17 protein-coding genes are annotated in these 16,463 nt (G+C 45.7%); 13 read left to right on the forward strand and 4 right to left on the reverse strand.

All coding sequences use genetic code 11. From position 1 onward, the window contains the following. Nucleotides 1–296: 296 nt before the first annotated feature. Complete coding sequence (locus L5M51_RS12205) at nt 297–1,457, forward strand: putative sulfate/molybdate transporter (protein WP_263164304.1); 1,161 nt, start codon at nt 297–299, stop codon at nt 1,455–1,457. Nucleotides 1,458–1,561: 104 nt separating this feature from the next. On the opposite strand, the gene L5M51_RS12210 is transcribed toward L5M51_RS12205, so the two are convergent. The 3 genes from L5M51_RS12210 to L5M51_RS12220 are packed head-to-tail and all read right to left on the reverse strand — an operon-like array spanning nt 1,562 to nt 4,325. Continuing rightward, entirely contained in the window at nt 1,562–2,554 is a 993-nt protein-coding gene (locus L5M51_RS12210) for a polysaccharide deacetylase family protein (protein WP_263172950.1), read from the reverse strand. Then, complete coding sequence (locus L5M51_RS12215) at nt 2,551–3,189, reverse strand: ester cyclase (RefSeq protein ID WP_263172955.1); 639 nt, start codon at nt 3,187–3,189, stop codon at nt 2,551–2,553. Before L5M51_RS12215 ends, L5M51_RS12210 begins: the two co-directional genes overlap by 4 nt. Beyond that, nucleotides 3,189–4,325: an alkene reductase gene (locus tag L5M51_RS12220; RefSeq protein WP_263172956.1), complete on the reverse strand. Its 1,137-nt coding sequence runs from the start codon at nt 4,323–4,325 to the stop codon at nt 3,189–3,191. The genes L5M51_RS12215 and L5M51_RS12220 overlap by 1 nt, the downstream gene beginning before the upstream one ends. Nucleotides 4,326–4,436: 111 nt before the next feature. Here L5M51_RS12220 and L5M51_RS12225 point away from each other — a divergent pair, with 111 nt between their 5' ends. From L5M51_RS12225 to L5M51_RS12235, 3 genes are all read left to right on the forward strand, one after another. Beyond that, a complete protein-coding gene (locus L5M51_RS12225; protein ID WP_006087077.1) occupies nt 4,437–5,348 on the forward strand; it encodes a LysR family transcriptional regulator in 912 nt (303 codons plus the stop codon). Between the two features lie 408 nt (nt 5,349–5,756). Beyond that, nucleotides 5,757–6,584 carry a hypothetical protein gene (locus tag L5M51_RS12230; RefSeq protein ID WP_263172959.1) on the forward strand — a complete coding sequence of 276 codons (828 nt, stop codon included), beginning with the start codon at nt 5,757–5,759 and terminating at the stop codon, nt 6,582–6,584. 96 nt (nt 6,585–6,680) lie between these two features. Beyond that, complete coding sequence (locus tag L5M51_RS12235) at nt 6,681–7,007, forward strand: hypothetical protein (RefSeq protein ID WP_263172962.1); 327 nt, start codon at nt 6,681–6,683, stop codon at nt 7,005–7,007. Nucleotides 7,008–7,071: 64 nt separating this feature from the next. On the opposite strand, the gene L5M51_RS12240 is transcribed toward L5M51_RS12235, so the two are convergent. Further along, on the reverse strand, nt 7,072–8,883 hold the full coding sequence (locus L5M51_RS12240) for a PhnD/SsuA/transferrin family substrate-binding protein (protein WP_263172964.1): 1,812 nt from the start codon (nt 8,881–8,883) through the stop codon (nt 7,072–7,074). Between the two features lie 212 nt (nt 8,884–9,095). Between L5M51_RS12240 and L5M51_RS12245 the strand changes: the two genes are divergently transcribed. From L5M51_RS12245 to L5M51_RS12285, 9 genes are all read left to right on the forward strand, one after another. Then, the gene (locus L5M51_RS12245; protein ID WP_263172966.1) at nt 9,096–9,698 is read left to right on the forward strand and encodes a response regulator transcription factor; all 603 of its coding nucleotides are present in this window, start codon (nt 9,096–9,098) and stop codon (nt 9,696–9,698) included. Nucleotides 9,699–9,908: 210 nt separating this feature from the next. Further along, nucleotides 9,909–11,093, forward strand: a complete 1,185-nt coding sequence (gene fliB, locus L5M51_RS12250; RefSeq protein WP_263172968.1) for a flagellin lysine-N-methylase — start codon at nt 9,909–9,911, stop codon at nt 11,091–11,093. A gap of 428 nt (nt 11,094–11,521) precedes the next feature. Continuing rightward, entirely contained in the window at nt 11,522–11,797 is a 276-nt protein-coding gene (locus L5M51_RS12255) for a hypothetical protein (protein WP_006087082.1), read from the forward strand. A 15-nt stretch (nt 11,798–11,812) separates the two neighbouring features. Continuing rightward, a complete protein-coding gene (locus L5M51_RS12260) occupies nt 11,813–12,364 on the forward strand; it encodes a dihydrofolate reductase family protein (protein WP_107946418.1) in 552 nt (183 codons plus the stop codon). 193 nt (nt 12,365–12,557) lie between these two features. Next, a complete protein-coding gene (locus L5M51_RS12265; RefSeq protein ID WP_261274000.1) occupies nt 12,558–13,136 on the forward strand; it encodes a type II secretion system protein in 579 nt (192 codons plus the stop codon). A 149-nt stretch (nt 13,137–13,285) separates the two neighbouring features. Then, entirely contained in the window at nt 13,286–13,810 is a 525-nt protein-coding gene (gene hslV / locus L5M51_RS12270; protein WP_011918556.1) for an ATP-dependent protease subunit HslV, read from the forward strand. A gap of 19 nt (nt 13,811–13,829) precedes the next feature. Continuing rightward, on the forward strand, nt 13,830–15,158 hold the full coding sequence (gene hslU, locus L5M51_RS12275) for an HslU--HslV peptidase ATPase subunit (protein ID WP_105251238.1): 1,329 nt from the start codon (nt 13,830–13,832) through the stop codon (nt 15,156–15,158). A gap of 194 nt (nt 15,159–15,352) precedes the next feature. Beyond that, nucleotides 15,353–15,739 carry a gamma-butyrobetaine hydroxylase-like domain-containing protein gene (locus L5M51_RS12280; protein WP_063883307.1) on the forward strand — a complete coding sequence of 129 codons (387 nt, stop codon included), beginning with the start codon at nt 15,353–15,355 and terminating at the stop codon, nt 15,737–15,739. A gap of 119 nt (nt 15,740–15,858) precedes the next feature. Continuing rightward, the gene (locus tag L5M51_RS12285) at nt 15,859–16,443 is read left to right on the forward strand and encodes a DMP19 family protein (protein ID WP_263172979.1); all 585 of its coding nucleotides are present in this window, start codon (nt 15,859–15,861) and stop codon (nt 16,441–16,443) included. Nucleotides 16,444–16,463 lie beyond the last annotated feature (20 nt).

Raw genomic sequence — 16,463 nt, forward strand, 5'->3', positions numbered from 1 at the left:
TGAGCATCACAGATATCTTACTTTTAGTAAGGCATCGAAGTGAACACAACTGATGAACCAAATCGAGTTCCCAGTAATACCCTTTGAGATCTTAGTGTTCACTAAGATCTCTCTTTTTATTATCTTGTTACTCTCACTCAAAAAGACAATTAGACTCAGCCATTCTTCGACCTTGCCCCAGTTTGTCTCATTGAGTGACTCAATACGGTAGTTTGACTCTGTTTACCCCCCAAATCATCTGATTTTTATGGCATTTATTTTGCGTAGTCATAGCGTGTTCAATTACGGCAATCAGTATGACCTCGGGCAAAATTTCCCAAACAGTATCCAATCCTTCATTCAACCGTTTACTCGGTGAAACCAGTGGCGCTTTTGCCGACTTAGGCACTTTTTTACCTTTGGTGTTAGGGCTAATTGCCCTCAATCAATTTTCACCCCAAGGGATATTTTTGGGGTTTGGTCTATTCGCTATTCTCAGCGCGCTGTTTTACCGTCGCCCGATTCCGGTACAACCGATGAAAGTCATCGCTGCACTGGTGATTGCTCAGGGCTTAACCCCAGGCATGTTGCAGGCAAGCGCCATGTTAATGGGCATTATCCTGTTAATTCTCGCCTTTAGCGGCGCTATCACTTGGTTAGCCAAACAGTTATCCCAAGCTGTGAGTGTTGGCATTCAACTCGCCATAGGTCTGCAACTGATGTGGATGGGCACTAAGATGATGAGTGAATTTTGGCTGGTTGGCGTGGGGGCATTTGTACTGTTATTTATCAGTAAATTTTTGCCGCTGCGCTACCTTGCCATGCCCTTAGTCATAGCAGCGGGGATGATTTGGCAAGCAAGTACACAAACTAATTTAGCCACTAACTTTGATATTCAAGCAGTGACAGCGCCATTTCAATTGGCTTGGCCGACATCAGTTGAATGGACCTCTGCCGCCCTTTTGTTGGTTTTGCCACAACTGGCATTAACTTTAACCAATGCGGTCATTGCCACGTCTGTAATGGCACAGGAGAAATTCCCTGAAGATGCCGCCAAACTCACGCCCAAAAACTTCGCCATTAGCTCTGGTCTTGCCAACTTATTGCTCGCGCCCTTTGGTGCCTCGGCAATGTGCCACGGTGCGGGCGGACTTGCGGTGCAATACCATTTTGGTGCTCGCACTTATCTGGCGCCGTTAATTTTTGGCAGTACGTGCTTAATGATAGCCCTGTGCTGGGGTACTAATATCGCTTGGCTATTAAGCCTTATTCCTATGGCAATCCTCGGCAGTTTACTGACCACTGCGGGGCTGCAACTGGCGTGGTCGAAACGCTTAATCGATGGTAAGCCCTTCTGTATCTTTGTGATTTTATCAACCGCGGTGACTTGCCTCGCCATCAACGCCGCTGCGGGACTTGCCGTGGGGATAATTCTGGAGCAAGGTCGTCGCACTTGGGCCATGTTGGCCATGCGTTAATCGCTTCCGACTCGCAGTAATAAGGGTTCCCAAAAACAAAAAGCGCGTTAAACAACGCGCTTTTTGTTAACCATTAAAACCTCTTCCAACAAAGCTACAGCAGGCTAAAATGTTCTTGCAGGATTGGTCGGTGTGTCCTTTTGCGCCAGCGCCCATTTAGCAATGGCATCTTTACGCATAAAGCCTACATTGGTGTGATCTTTAGCGTACTGAATAAACTTATCTAAAGCGGTCACAAGTCCAGGAGCGCCACCAATACGGTCGTGCACACTGATCGACATCATCCGTCGCTGCGTCGAACCTTCTTGATAGAGCATATCGAACTCATCCTTTAGTTCCTGCAAAAAAGCCGCGGCCGTCATAGCAGTGTTGCCACCAAAACGTCCGATATCATTGTTACGTAAAGTGTAAGGCACAACCGCAAAGGGCTTATTTCCTACAGGGATAATTGAAGGTTCGTCCCGCGATAGGTCATCAATGTGATAAATAAAACCTAAGTCCTGCAAAATATTGAGGGTTTGAGTGCTATGGCGCATCCAAAAGGCATTAAAACCTAAGGGGCGCTGACCAGTGATCCTTTGCAGCGTCTCAATACTCGCCACATAGGAGGCGCGTTCCTCTGCTGGCGACATGCTGTATTGTGGCGTCCACGTTTGTCCGTGACCCGAAATCTCATGCCCCTCATCTGCAACTTGTTTGGCAAGTTGAGGATGTAACTCAGCGGCGCGCCCAACCATGTGAGAAGTCACCTTGATATTGTGCTTACGCCACAAGCGCAGCAGCCTTGGAATACCTTCGTTCATACCGTAATCGTACCAAGTCGGGGTGATGGTATCTGGATAGCCCTTTTCCATCGGCGGAAACGGCCCTTCGGCATTTTTATCTTGAGCACCTGCTTCAAACTGCATTGAGATTGAAATCACTAACTGCTCACCACTTGGCCAAAATATTTTGTTCATACCACTGCCACCTGAACTTTTGGAGTCATTTTCTAAGGTATCTAATGATGGTAAACCAATAGCAAGCGCCGTTTGGCTTAGGCCGAACCCAGCAGCGATGGCGCCACCTGCCATTAAAAATCGTCGACGTTGATTCATGATTGAGTCCCTGCAGCTAATTGAGAAAATAGCGTTTGATAATCTTCGAGGTGCCAGTTATCTGTGATGAAACCATCCCGTACTCGATACATGTCAACAGCACGAAAATCGATTTTCTGCCCTTGGCCTTTTTGCTCACCAAAGACACCAGTGAAGCGGCCATTAAAACGCAGACGTACCACTGCACGATCGCCAACTATTAGCAAATGCTCAACTGAAACAGAGAGATCGGGGACCGCTGCCCTAAATGCCTTTGAGGCTTCGAGTGGCCCCGTGATTCCCTGTGCGCGGCCAGCGGGCAGAGTACGGTCGATAAACCCAGTCGCCAATGCGCCGTGGGCAAAACTTGCATCGCCCGTGTGCCAAAAACTGGCATATAACAAAGCGGCGCGGGCGATAGCTAGTGCCTGCGGTGATTCATCAGAAATCGTTTCCATTGCAGCCACTTTTGGCACTAATGTCGCTCGCACTTTAGCACTATCCTGTGTTGTTGCCCCTTGAGCGGCTAACGCATCCATGCTCAGACTTGCTAAGCTAAAACCCACAATAGCGATACCTATAAAGCCTGAAAACCATAGGCTTAAACTAAGCCAAGCGGGTAAGCGCTGAACATACAAAGTGTTAACCCGATCCATTATGCCACCTCATCGTCAGCGGATCGGATGACGGCTCTCAATGCTTCGTTGTGTGTAGGATAATCGGTATAACCCGCCGCACTACCGCCAAACAAGGGCCCTTTGTCGAATGCAGATAAAGGCAATTGATGCATTAAACGGTAAGGCAAATCAGGATTCGCAATAAAAGGTCGACCGAAGGCAACTAAGTCCGCATAACCGTTATCAATCACTTCATTGGCACGCGCCACATCATAGCGACCCGCAACAATAATGCTGCCCTTAAAGACTTTACGCAGCTCGACTCTAAAGGACTCTGGCACCTGTGGCGCATCATCCCAATCCGCCTCAGAAAGATGTAAATATGCCACGCCCAATGCCGATAAATGCTTAGCCGCCAACAGAATAGTGTCTACAATTTCAGGACACGCCATATCTTTAAACGTCACGTAAGGGGCGAGGCGAACCCCGACTTTATTGGCACCAATTTTCGCACTCACGGCTTGGACAATTTCGAGTAAAAAACGAATGCGATTTTCCTGAGAACCGCCGTAGGCATCAGTTCTGTGGTTTGAATTGGTGCGTAAAAACTGGTCAATTAGATAACCATTGCCACCGTGAATTTCGATGCCATCAAAACCCGCCGCAACCGCATTCACTCCCGCCTGTGCAAAATCGGCCACAACGCGGTCGATATCGGCTTGCACCATAGCCCTAGGTTCTGGGCAATCCACCATTTGTCCTTCAGGATGCGCTTCATCCACAATCCATACTTTAGTGCCAACGGGCGCAATGGCCGATGGCGCAATCGGGGCATTACCCTGCTGAAAAATCGGGTGCGATACACGGCCAACATGCCAAATTTGATTGAAGATTTTACCACCAGCCTGATGCACTGCCGCTGTGACTTTTTTCCAACCCTCAATTTGCTCCGCGGTATACACGCCCGGCGTAAATGAATAGCCTTGACTGTCATCGGAGATTTGTGTCGCTTCTGTGATGATTAACCCCGCCGAGGCGCGCTGGGCATAATATTGCGCCATCAGATCATTAGGAATATTGCCTGGCTGCGTAGTACGCGCCCGAGTCATAGGGGCCATCACAATGCGATTGTTTAATGCCAGTGACGCTAATTTGTAAGACATGAATAGACTCATACACACTCCGAACCAGAAATTAAGATGAAACATCAGTGGTGCAATTGTGCATTAGTTAATCTATATTGATAATCAGGCTATTATTAAAATCATTTTCAAAAATAATTTGATATGTATCATTTAAACGATCTGCAATTAGCGCTGCGTATCGCAGCCTTAGAAAGTCTCTCGGCAGCCAGTAAAGAAATAGGCATGACGCCGGCAGCGGCAAGTGCCGCGCTGCAAAGATTAGAGAAAAAGCTAGGATGTCAGCTATTTGCTCGCTCGACGCGGCGCTTACAGCTCACAGAAGAAGGGCGGATCTTTCTCGATTCGGCGAAACCCGCACTGGCGATTCTCGAAACCGCCAGCGCCAATTTAGCCGAACACAGGGGTGAGCTTAAGGGCGAAGTACGCCTCGCCTTACCTTCGGATATTGGCCGCAGCCAGATCCGTGCTTGGCTCGATGAATTGATGGACAGCGCCCCAGAACTGACAGTGCAGCTGTATTTTGGCGATCATATGACAGACTTAATCGACCAAAATATCCATTTGGCTTTGCGCTATGGCCAACTTGACGACTCAAACCTTAAAAGGCGTCAGCTCGCCATGACCCCAAGGGTACTGGTCGCCTCACCCGCTTATCTGGCACAACACGGCACACCAAGCACGCTAAATGAACTTAGCCAACACGCAGTACTGATCTTAAATCGCGGCGGTGAGCCGTGGCAGAAATGGAAGTTAAGTCATAACGGCGCCCCCGTTGAAATCGAAGTCAGGGGCCAACGTTTCTGTAACGATGGCGCAGTGATCCGCGACTGGGCACTCTCAGGTCGTGGGATTGCCTATAAGAGTTGGCTCGATGTGGCGCAAGATGTGACCGAAGGCAGACTCCACTTAGTGCTAGCCGATAAAATAGCCCCGCCGATCCCACTGCAATTGGTATACCTACAAACCGATTATCCCAGCCATAAGATCCGTCGCACCATAGAGTTTTTAGTAGAAAAGCTTGGTCAGTTCGCCCAAAACTATCCACTGCCCTAAATTGCAAACGTCCAAAGTATCCTAATAGAAAACCACGATAAACAAGTGGTCATGTGAAGAAAATAACCACCATCAAGTCGTTGCTAGATGATAGAAAACTAAAAGTAAATATGCTTTATAGGTTTAATGTCGTTGAGATGATGTAGTACCTGTGTCAACCAAAATGTAAGGCCAGAATACTCGAAATCAACGTCACTAATAATGCAAACGTAATGATAAAGCTAAAACAATATCAAGCAATTACCACCCAAGTTGTATAAAAACCACTACCCTGTCAAAACAAATTCCTATAGCATCATTCACACCAATTAACATCGTCGTAGTAGCCAAGTCGAACAAGTGATTTATGTCTCGCAAACAACGCTACACATTAATACTCAGACGTTAAGTGAAAGCATTAATTCGAATATGGATAAGAAAGCGAAGAAAATATTATTCTCCACCTACTGGAAAAATGGATGGATAGACTCAAAAGATAGACTCTTATCTGATGGAGATTTTGAGTACGCAAAGTCACAAGGATTGATGTTTGATCCGATTTCGATTTCTCATGATGACTGCATAGATACCATTGCAAAAATAGTAAAAACAATATCCAGAGCACAAATTGCTAAAGGTTTTTTAAGTAGCCTGACAACTCGCCGCTTAGACTTAAGATCTTCTTTATCATCCTATTCAATTGCCAAAAATATCCCAGAGCATAAATATACACCCGTTATATCCGGCACTTCATATTCCGACGGAAAACCAACTTCACACTCCTACACCTGCGGTGTATGCCGAGACAGCAAATACGGGATAAGGGGCAGTCACAACTATAACAACACAGATATAAACGTATTGAATTTCGAGCGTATCAAATGGGGTGGTGTCCGTCATGGCGATATTTTATATACATATTTTGACTTAAACCAATTTATAAATACGGATATCCCTGACCCAACTGATGAAGACTTAAATTGTTTCAAAGAAATATTAAACACTATCGAAAGTTCGGAATCTACTGATTATCCCAGTGCCCTTGAAAAAAGATTGGCTAAGGTCGTAAAGTCCAGTAAAGCAGAAAGGCAGGTATTAATAGAGATTTTAGCCAGTATTGGAGTGTTACGACCAAGGAGCTACAATCGCCCTTCTAAAGGCAAAAATGACTGGGTGTTCGCTGAGTATTGGCGAGGTGAAGATAAATACTGCCATAAAACTGTCGATGAATATTTTGGTAAATATCTACAGTTATGAATGAAGTGGATCAGAGATCAAGCGAAGGCTTTTCCATCCCAAAACTAACCGCAAATAAGGCGCGGGAATGACTAGCTGTATCACAAAAGGTGCGTAATGCGTTTAGAATTAACTCTCAAGAACATGTTGGATAATATTGAATCTTTAGATTGGAAGTGGGATGTATATATACCTTCTAATAAAGAAATTAATGACTCGATATTATGTCTTGTACTTGACGATGACACAGAAGAAGATCGTGGTAGTGATGATGAACCAATTTACCCAACATCTATTGGTTATAAAAGCTTCTTAAGTGTGTCAGATTTGCAAAGTATTAAGAATAATTTGCTGCAACAAAATTCTGAAGCGGGGCTAAATGAATTAATTAGTGCAGCAAAATATTATTATGAAAATGATGCTTTTATTAATATTAACCGCTAACCAATAAAGGCTATCGGATGCTCCGCTAATGCGCACATTAAGGGTTACTCATAAGTGTATAACCCTATCCCTTGGGAAGTACGACTGTCACCACACAGCCCTGTTGCCAAGGCAGTAAAGCTTGCGTGGATTGCTGACAGTTTTCGATTTGAATGCTGCCGTGATGGCGGGTAACCACATCCTTACAGATGGCTAAGCCAAGCCCTAATCCCGCATCTTTGGTTGAGGCAAAAGATGCCATCAACTCACTCGCCTGCCCCTGTAGCCCTTCGCCATTATCAATAACTAACACTTTGATTTCATTAGGATGATAATAGATATCGATCCATAATTGACGCACACGATTATCGCCGCAGGTTTCTAACGCATCTAAGCTATTTTTTACTAAATTGACCCACATTTGACTTAAACCAACGCTATCGCCCATCAGTTCAAAGGGCTCACCCTGCACTCGCACATTCACTTGCACATTCGCTCGGTCTAGCTCGCGCCGCAACAGAGCTAAAGCTTCTTTCACCACTGGCACTATATCTAAAGGTTCGGTCTTGGCCTGACGCCGCTTGAGTAAACCGCGAATACGATGCACAACCGCTCCGGCGCGAATCGACTGCGCATTAATTTTACCGAGTACATCATAGAGTTCCGGATTATCTTGCCCAAGCCTTTCCAGTTGCAGCATGGCACCTTCGCTGTATTGGGTAATGGCGGCTATGGGTTGATTGAGTTCATGGGCAAGTCCTGCACCTATTTCCCCAAGAATCGCCGCACTTTGCAGTCGCTCAAGCTGCAGTGCCTTGTCCTTTAATTGACGCTCAGTGCTAACTAAAAACTCACTTTTCTGGCGAAACTTATATTCAAGCCACAGGTGATAAATGGTGGAAATAATGAAAATTAACAACAGTGCACCACCCCATTCTTTATTTTTTGCCATCCATTTGTATACGGTTTGATAAAGTGGTGGTGATGCTCCCTGTAGTTGTAATTCTTTAAATAACTCAATCACTTTTAACTGGCTTACGGGCGCAGTCCAGCCCAAAGTATCGGCGGTAATTGCTGCAATATGATCGGCGGGTAAATCGAATAAGGCACGGGTAATCGCCATCGTCAACTTAGGAGAAACCGTATCCGCCGCAGCGAATGACCAGTTTGGGTATAACTGAGTGCTCACCTCGCAATCATATCCTGCAGGCGTGGCAGGATGGATAACCCGATAATCGACCTGATTAACAAGACCCGTTGCGATCATTTCCTCTAAGGTACAAAAAGGCGCTATTGCGGCGTCGGCACTGCCATCTCTGACTTGATAGATAAGCGGTTCTAACGGGAACCCGAGGAAGCGCACTTGCCCAAAAAATTGTTCGGGTAAAAACCCCATTTTATGCAGTAACCCCATTGCCGCTTGATACCCCCCCAAAGCCTGCGGATCACTGGCGACCACATTGCGCCCGCGCAAATCCTGCAAGGTACGGATAGGGCTGTCGGCGCGGACAATAATGGTCGCGCCTATGGTAAAAGTGCTGCCTTGATGCTTACGGCTCTTCATTGTCGCAAGCCAAGACAGCGGGAAGTTGTTACTTAGATGCAGATATTGCCCAGGGTTAGTGACGATAAACTGCAAATCATGCTCAAGTAACTGACTACGCATGCCATTAAAATCCACAGGCACGACTTCAAAATGACTATTAGGCACTTGCTCACTGAGGTAATCCATCATAGGTTGCCAACGCTGCTTGGCCTGTAACACGCCATGATTTGCCAGCACTCCGACTCTAAAATGGTTCACTTCTGTCACTTCGCTGGCATTGGACGGATTAAGCCCAATGACACTCAGCAAGAATCCCATCAATATCGCTTTACACCAAGAGTCAATCGTCATCGCCTCTATTACCCACTCTTATATGCCATTGTCATGGAACGACTTTAGCTCGCAGATAAAAATCAAGCTGTGAAATGCCGCCAAACTCTGGTTTATGCCCAGAGGGGATTGGCTAATTTAGTGATGCACCTCCCAAGACCTAGGCTTAAAATTGAGCGCACTCCGCACCCAGCTTAAGCTGATAGCATGCTTACCGCCCTACAAGGAACACCATGTCGATAAAATTGCCACTCTATCTAGTCGATGACGATGAAGCGATTCTGGATTCACTGGGCTTTATGCTCGGACAATTTGGCTATCAAGTGCAAACCTTCAACAGCGGCCGCGACTTCCTTGCGCACTGTGCATTATCGCAGGCGGGCTGCGTGATTTTAGATAGTCGAATGCCAGAAATCACCGGCCAAGAAGTGCAGCAAAAACTGATCGAAACCCACAGCCCGCTAGGCGTGATATTTCTCACTGGCCACGGCGATTTACCTATGGCACTCAGCGCATTTCGTAAGGGAGCCTGCGACTTTTTTCAAAAACCCGTATCGGGTAAGGCATTAGTACAAGCGATAGAAAAAGCACAGCGTGAAAGCCAAGCGGCCTTCGAGCAGCAAAGTCTGCAGCATAAGTTTGACCAACTGACCGAGCGCGAACAGCAAGTGTTAGCCCATGTGATCCAAGGAATGACTAACAAGCAAATCTCGGAGGCGATGTTTTTATCCTTGCGCACGATTGAAGTGCACCGCGCAAAAATCATGAAGAAACTCGAAGTGAATAATATGGCAGAGCTAGTGCAACACTTAGGCAATCTACATTCTGTTTTATAAATAATGAACCAATATGCAGTGCGAAATAAATGGCATTCTAATAAGCGTACAAGTTCTAATCAAAAAACGTCTAGCGCACTAGCTGAGAAGAGTTAAATATTAATTTTACCTAAATTAGCTGATATCTAATCGTCATTTAACAAAACTGGAATAAGGCAGTTTGATTTGTTACCTTTGTCCTAAATTACTGTAAATTTGACGAAATTACCGATGGACAACCTCATAATAAAACCCGGTTATGTCACTCAATTCCAATGTGTTGGACCTGAATGTGAAGACAGTTGCTGTTACGATTGGCGAATATCATTTGATAAAAAGAGCTATAAAAACACGATTAAACACCCACTGCTCGCTACAACATCGAAGACAGCATTTATTGAAACAAAGAAAAGTACAAGCGATTGGGCCGACATTAGACTTAATGCGCAAGGTGCATGTCCATTTGTTAACGAACATAAGCTTTGTGATATCCATGCAAAAGCGGGTGAACAGGCCTTAAGTCATACATGTAAAACTTATCCAAGGATCCACAAAGTCATTGGCGGTAATAAATACGAAAGCCTCTATCTATCTTGCCCAGAAGTCGCTCGCTCAGTGTTATTTAATCCTAATGCTTTCCAATTTGATTCCAATATAAGTGGCATAAAACAGCCTTCAACGCCAAGTCCTACATGGCTAGAGAAAACCCATGAATACAGTCTGGACCTATTATTGAATTTGGGAGGTGGTTGGCAACAAGCACTGCTAGCCATAGGGCTATTAATCAAGGTCAGTGACCAAGTTCGTCAAAATATCTTACCAATAGAAGAACTAGATAAGCGCTTACAACAACTAAAATTGTATGCACAGTCAGGCGCATTGGGAGAGCAATATAAAAACTTACCTTATTCCCCACAGCCGCAGATGCACGCTTTTATTGCTGTCCATAATGAGTTGTGTAAAACTCATTCCAGAGGTGTACGCGCAAGATTTACTTCATTAAATCAGGCTGTTGCTGCACTGTGTAATGAAGAAAATAACTATCAAATTGATGCGTTGAATCAAGCATGGGCTGAGCATGCAGTACCCGCATTGGTTAACCATACGGAACTTTTTGAACGATATATTTTGTATTCAATTTACCACTACCATTTCCCCTTACTAGACTCACAGCAATTATCTTGGGAAGCATTCCGTTTACTCGTACTCGATTGTTTTATGATCCGCAGCTATTTATCTGCTATGGCCTTTAAAAATAAAGGACTATCTGAAAGTGATATCGTGATGTGTTTTCAGCTTTATCAAGTCGTTAGGCAGCATAAAATTGAATTTGTACAAAGTATGAGCAAAACATTAGAGGAATGTGGAATCGACAGTGTACCAGCTGCGATTTGCCTTTTAAAAACAAATACCTAAACGTATACACAGCCTCACACATTAGCAAGAAGAAAACATATAACGAAGTGAAGCAATACCGCAGGTGTGAAGCTTCACTTTGCAATATAGATTTACCCTGTAAGGTGGGCTTACTGCATAACAAATTCATTCTACCTGCGACAAGCTGTCGCAGTTTGTGCATTTGGCTTTGTTAAATATCGTATCAGCCCGCACAATCACGCCATAGGTTCCTTCCTTTGTGCCCCGCAGGCGCTCAAGAAATCCACTGCTTTTTGAACCTCCACCCGAGGGTAACTATGCCCTCGGGGATTTTTTCTCCCACCCGCGAATGCCTTACTCCGAGATAACAACCAAAGTGGAAATGAAACGATCCAGTTCTCGCTCAGCCTGCAAAGCAGTTATATACTTTCCAACCGTCTTAAATAACAAGAATCATGGAAGAGCGAATGTTCAAGCCTTTAATATTACTCAGTTTTAGCGCATTAGCCTTGACATGCATGAGTGGCTGCGTTGGGCCGCTTAATTCAAAATGTGATACAAATTCCCCCTACAGCAAACAAGAATGCAATGCAGCCGATGCCGCTGTTTATGTTGCAGCCGCCATATTGGAAGGCCCAGATAAAGGTCAAACGTGTAACGATATGTCGGGCAAAGCAAAACAGGACTGCCTCGCTCAGCAACAAGCACTAAAAGAATCACTAGAGAAACACGCGCGAAAATAGCTTTAAGGAAGATGAATGAAAGCCTCCGTTTTTATTGCCGCGACCCTCGACGGCTATATCGCAACGCCCGATGGGGATATCGACTTTTTAAACCAGCATCCCAGTACAAATCCCGATGAAGATTTTGGTTACCATGCTTTTATCGACACTGTCGATGCGATAGTGATGGGACGTAAAAGCTTTGAAAAAGTCCTCTCCTTCGATTGTGATTGGCCTTATGTAAATATCCCAGTGTTTGTATTAAGCCGCAGCGGTGTAACTGTGCCGTCGGCGTTAAGTGAGCACGTACAAGTGCTTAATGGCGATGCAGCAAGCATTAGCGAACAACTCAAAACCCGTGGCTTTAAGCATCTCTATATCGATGGTGGACAAACGATCCAAGGTTTTTTAGCGGCGGGGCTAATTCAGGAGCTCACGCTCACTCGTATCCCCACTTTACTGGGTAAAGGCATTCCCCTCTTTAGTGACGTCCCCCAAGCCATACAATTAATGCCCATCCACACACAGCAATACGACAATGGCTATGTACAAACCCGCTACCGCGTCATAGACGAAACCGCTTTATAAGTCGTTTACATTCGGCAGATGGCATTGAAAGATGAAGTGATGGCTTGCCATTTTGCGGCTTGCCCGCTTCTATTTGAGTTCATGTAACCAAAACGTTAAACAGAATGTTAAACAAATAAATACTATCAATGACTTACTGATTGCGAATCGAAGTTCCGTTAGAATATCCCCCTCTAACAGATAGGTGAGCAATATGAGTCGTTTGCAGTCATCGAAGGGTTTTACATTAATAGAACTGGTTGTGGTCATTATCATCCTTGGGATCTTGGCCGTGGTCGCAGCACCACGGTTTTTAAACCTAGGCCAAGATGCTCACGATGCCAGAGCCAAAACCGCATTTGCGGCCTTTACCTCTGGTGTTAAGCTTTACCACAGTTGTTGGCTTGCGGGCGGTCACTCTGGTTATATCCAAGATCTCGCCTGTTATGGTGATGGAAAAATAGATTCAACCTCCACTGGATTTCCACTCGGTATCGATACAGCAAGTAGCAGTAATGCAGGAACCCAATTACAGGGCGAGTTTTGCGGTGAGCTATGGCACAACCTAATTGGAAACAATGAATTTGTCCTAGCTAATCACTTCGACTGGCAGCAAGTGCCCAACACTGACATTGTTTATTGGTACAGTGGCGGCCCAATAACTAATCCAAATACCTTTTGCTATTTCAATTATGTCTCAGATGATCGTCGTTTAGGCAGTGAAAACTGGGATTTAAAATACTATCCCTTCGATGGCCGCACTATTGTAGGTCGATCCACACTTTCCCAATAAGCGCTTATTTTTATTGCTAAAGGAGCGCGAAAGTTCGCAAACTCCTTTGGCTTTTCTCGCTATAACTTGAATTATTGTCATCTATCCCCATATCTACTGCATCATCCACCGCATGATTTGTCATTGCGGGCCAGAGAAGAGGATTCATTGTGACCACTATCGTATCAGTACGCCGTAATAATCAAGTTGTCATCGCCGGCGATGGCCAAGTCTCCCTAGGCAATACCGTAATGAAAGGTAACGCCAAAAAAGTGCGTCGCTTATATCACAACAAGGTACTGGCAGGTTTTGCAGGCGGCACCGCCGATGCTTTCACCCTATTCGAGCGTTTTGAGGCCAAACTCGAAATGCACCAAGGCCATTTACTGCGCTCGGCCGTTGAGCTTGCCAAAGATTGGCGTACCGACCGTATGCTGCGCAAACTCGAAGCCATGCTCGTTGTTGCGGATGCCGAAGCCTCGCTGATCATCACAGGTAACGGTGATGTCGTACAGCCAGAATATGACTTAGTTGCCATAGGTTCAGGCGGCAACTATGCCCAAGCTGCGGCGCTCGCCCTACTGCAAAATACCGAATTGTCTGCGCTAGAAATTGCTGAAAAGTCCTTAACAATTGCGGGCGATATTTGCGTATTTACCAATCAATTCAAAACGATTGAAGAACTCAATTACTAAACAGCCCGTGAGGAATATTATGTCTGAAATGACCCCCCGTGAGATTGTCCACGAGCTGGATGCACACATTATTGGCCAACAAAAGGCCAAACGTTCTGTTGCTGTCGCCCTGCGTAACCGCTGGCGCCGCATGCAACTGGACGCCGACTTCCGTCAAGAAGTCACCCCAAAAAACATCCTAATGATTGGCCCAACGGGTGTGGGTAAAACTGAAATTGCCCGCCGTTTAGCCAAACTGGCGAACGCGCCTTTTATCAAGGTCGAAGCGACTAAATACACAGAAGTGGGTTATGTCGGTAAGGAAGTCGAGCAAATCATCCGCGACTTGACCGATATAGCCATCAAGCTGACCCGTGAACAGCAAATGGGCAAATGTCGCCAACGCGCCGAAGAAAATGCCGAAGAGCGCATTCTCGATGCCCTGTTGCCTAAGCCGAAAAACGACTGGGAAAGCACTGAAACCGATTCCAACTCAAATACCCGTCAAGTCTTCCGCAAAAAGCTACGCGAAGGCCAATTAGACGATAAAGAAATCGATATCGATGTGGCCCAACCGCAAATTGGTGTTGAAATCATGTCGCCTCCAGGCATGGAAGAAATGACCAACCAGCTGCAAAGTCTGTTTAAAAACATGGGCCAAGCACCAGCAAAACGTCGCAAGATGAAGATCAAAGAAGCCTTTAAGCTATTGATCGAAGAAGAAGCGGCCAAACTGGTCAATCAAGAAGATTTAAAAGAACAAGCCATTGAAATGGTTGAGCAACACGGCATAGTGTTCCTCGACGAAATCGACAAAATCTGTAAGCGCGGCGAAACCTCAGGCCCCGACGTTTCCCGTGAAGGCGTACAACGTGACTTACTGCCGCTGATCGAAGGCTGCACTGTCACCACAAAACACGGCATGGTAAAAACCGACCACATACTGTTTATCGCCTCTGGTGCATTCCAGATGTCTAAACCATCGGATTTAATTCCTGAATTACAGGGTCGTTTACCGATCCGTGTCGAGTTAGATGCGCTATCAGCCAATGATTTTAAACGCATTTTAACCGAGCCACACGCCTCGCTCACCGAGCAATATATCGCGCTGATGGGCACAGAAGGCGTGAAAGTTGAATTCAGCGAATCGGGTATCGACAGCATTGCGAAAGCCGCATGGCAAGTGAACGAGCGCACCGAAAACATCGGCGCCCGTCGTTTACACACTGTGATGGAAAGGCTGATGGAAGATATCTCCTACGAGGCATCGGAAAAATCGGGCTCCGCCTTTGTTATCGACGCCGACTATGTCAGCGCCCACTTAGACAACTTAGTCCAAGACGAAGATCTCAGCCGCTTTATCCTCTAGTACTAAACCGTTCACCGCCAAGCTCAAACGACTTGGCGGTAAACGACTCAAATGCAAAAGTGTGACTTAAACGAAAAAGCCTGACCAAGGCTCTCGCTTACCCTTTGTATCCTTGGCCGCGAGTGGTTACATTAGTCAGGTGTTATTTTAATGAGTCGTTATCCTATCCTTAGCATTTTCTTGGTAGCCAACCTATGACCACAGCAACGCCCAATGTCACCGATCTTAAACTGAAACGTAAATCGCGCATTCTAGAAATCAGTTTCGATAATGGTGAGCAATATCAGCTCAGCTGCGAGATGCTCAGAGTCTACTCGCCCTCGGCCGAAGTGCATGGTCACGGTAATCCAAAGCTGGTCACCCACAAGAAAAACGTCAACATCAGCGCCATTGAACCCGTCGGCAACTACGCAGTGAAAATCGTCTTCGATGACGGCCACGACACAGGCCTATTCTCGTGGAAAGTCCTCTACGATCTCGCCACCCACCAAGTGGATCTATGGGAAAAATACCTCGCCCGCCTACGCGCAGAAAAAGCCTCACGCGAACCGCTGATTGCGATGAATATAAAGTACAACTAGTACGTTAGGTAAATAGACGCTTAATTGTGGAATGTAAACTCTAGAAACAGAGAATTTAACAATGGGTAGCTTGTGAAGCTGTGAGTTCTCTTACTGACTTGAGTATCAAAGGAAAGACCATGTCGGAAAAAATCCCCTGCCAAGAATGTAACACCTTAATCCTTCCGAGTACCGCCGAGAAAAATGAGGGTTTATGCATGCCCTGCAAAAATGGCATACGTGCAAACCTCGAGCGTGCGAAGGAATACTACCAACAAGAGCGTGAACTCGATAAAACCTGTCCCTTTCGAGCCTTTTGGCGAGATCTTGTTGTAAGGGTACATAACAAAGATCAAGGTTTTTATACGCTTAGACCAGAGGAACAAAACTACTATGCGGTGAACTGCTTATCTGGCGAAGTCTATAATGGTGGATTTATTCAGTATTTCGACAACTCTTCAGGTGAGCATTACGCCTTCGCCGAACGTGGACTTATCCAAATGGGAGCAAGCCACTCGTTAAACTTATTGCACCAAGCAAAACAGGCCGTGTTTGGCGAAAAGCCAGTACCAATAGACAGAGATCGTCATTTAGCCGCCACCGATAACCAAGACCTGTACAGCGTACTTGATAAGCTCGATGACGAGTTTTATAAAGATCTAGATGATCTCGATGCCAAGCTTGAAAGCTACGCCCTTGATTACGGACTGGTAAATAAGACTTAACTGGCGATTGTCGGTAATCA

The organism is Shewanella sp. SM73, from assembly GCF_025653795.1.
GTDB classification, from domain to species: domain Bacteria; phylum Pseudomonadota; class Gammaproteobacteria; order Enterobacterales; family Shewanellaceae; genus Shewanella; species Shewanella oncorhynchi.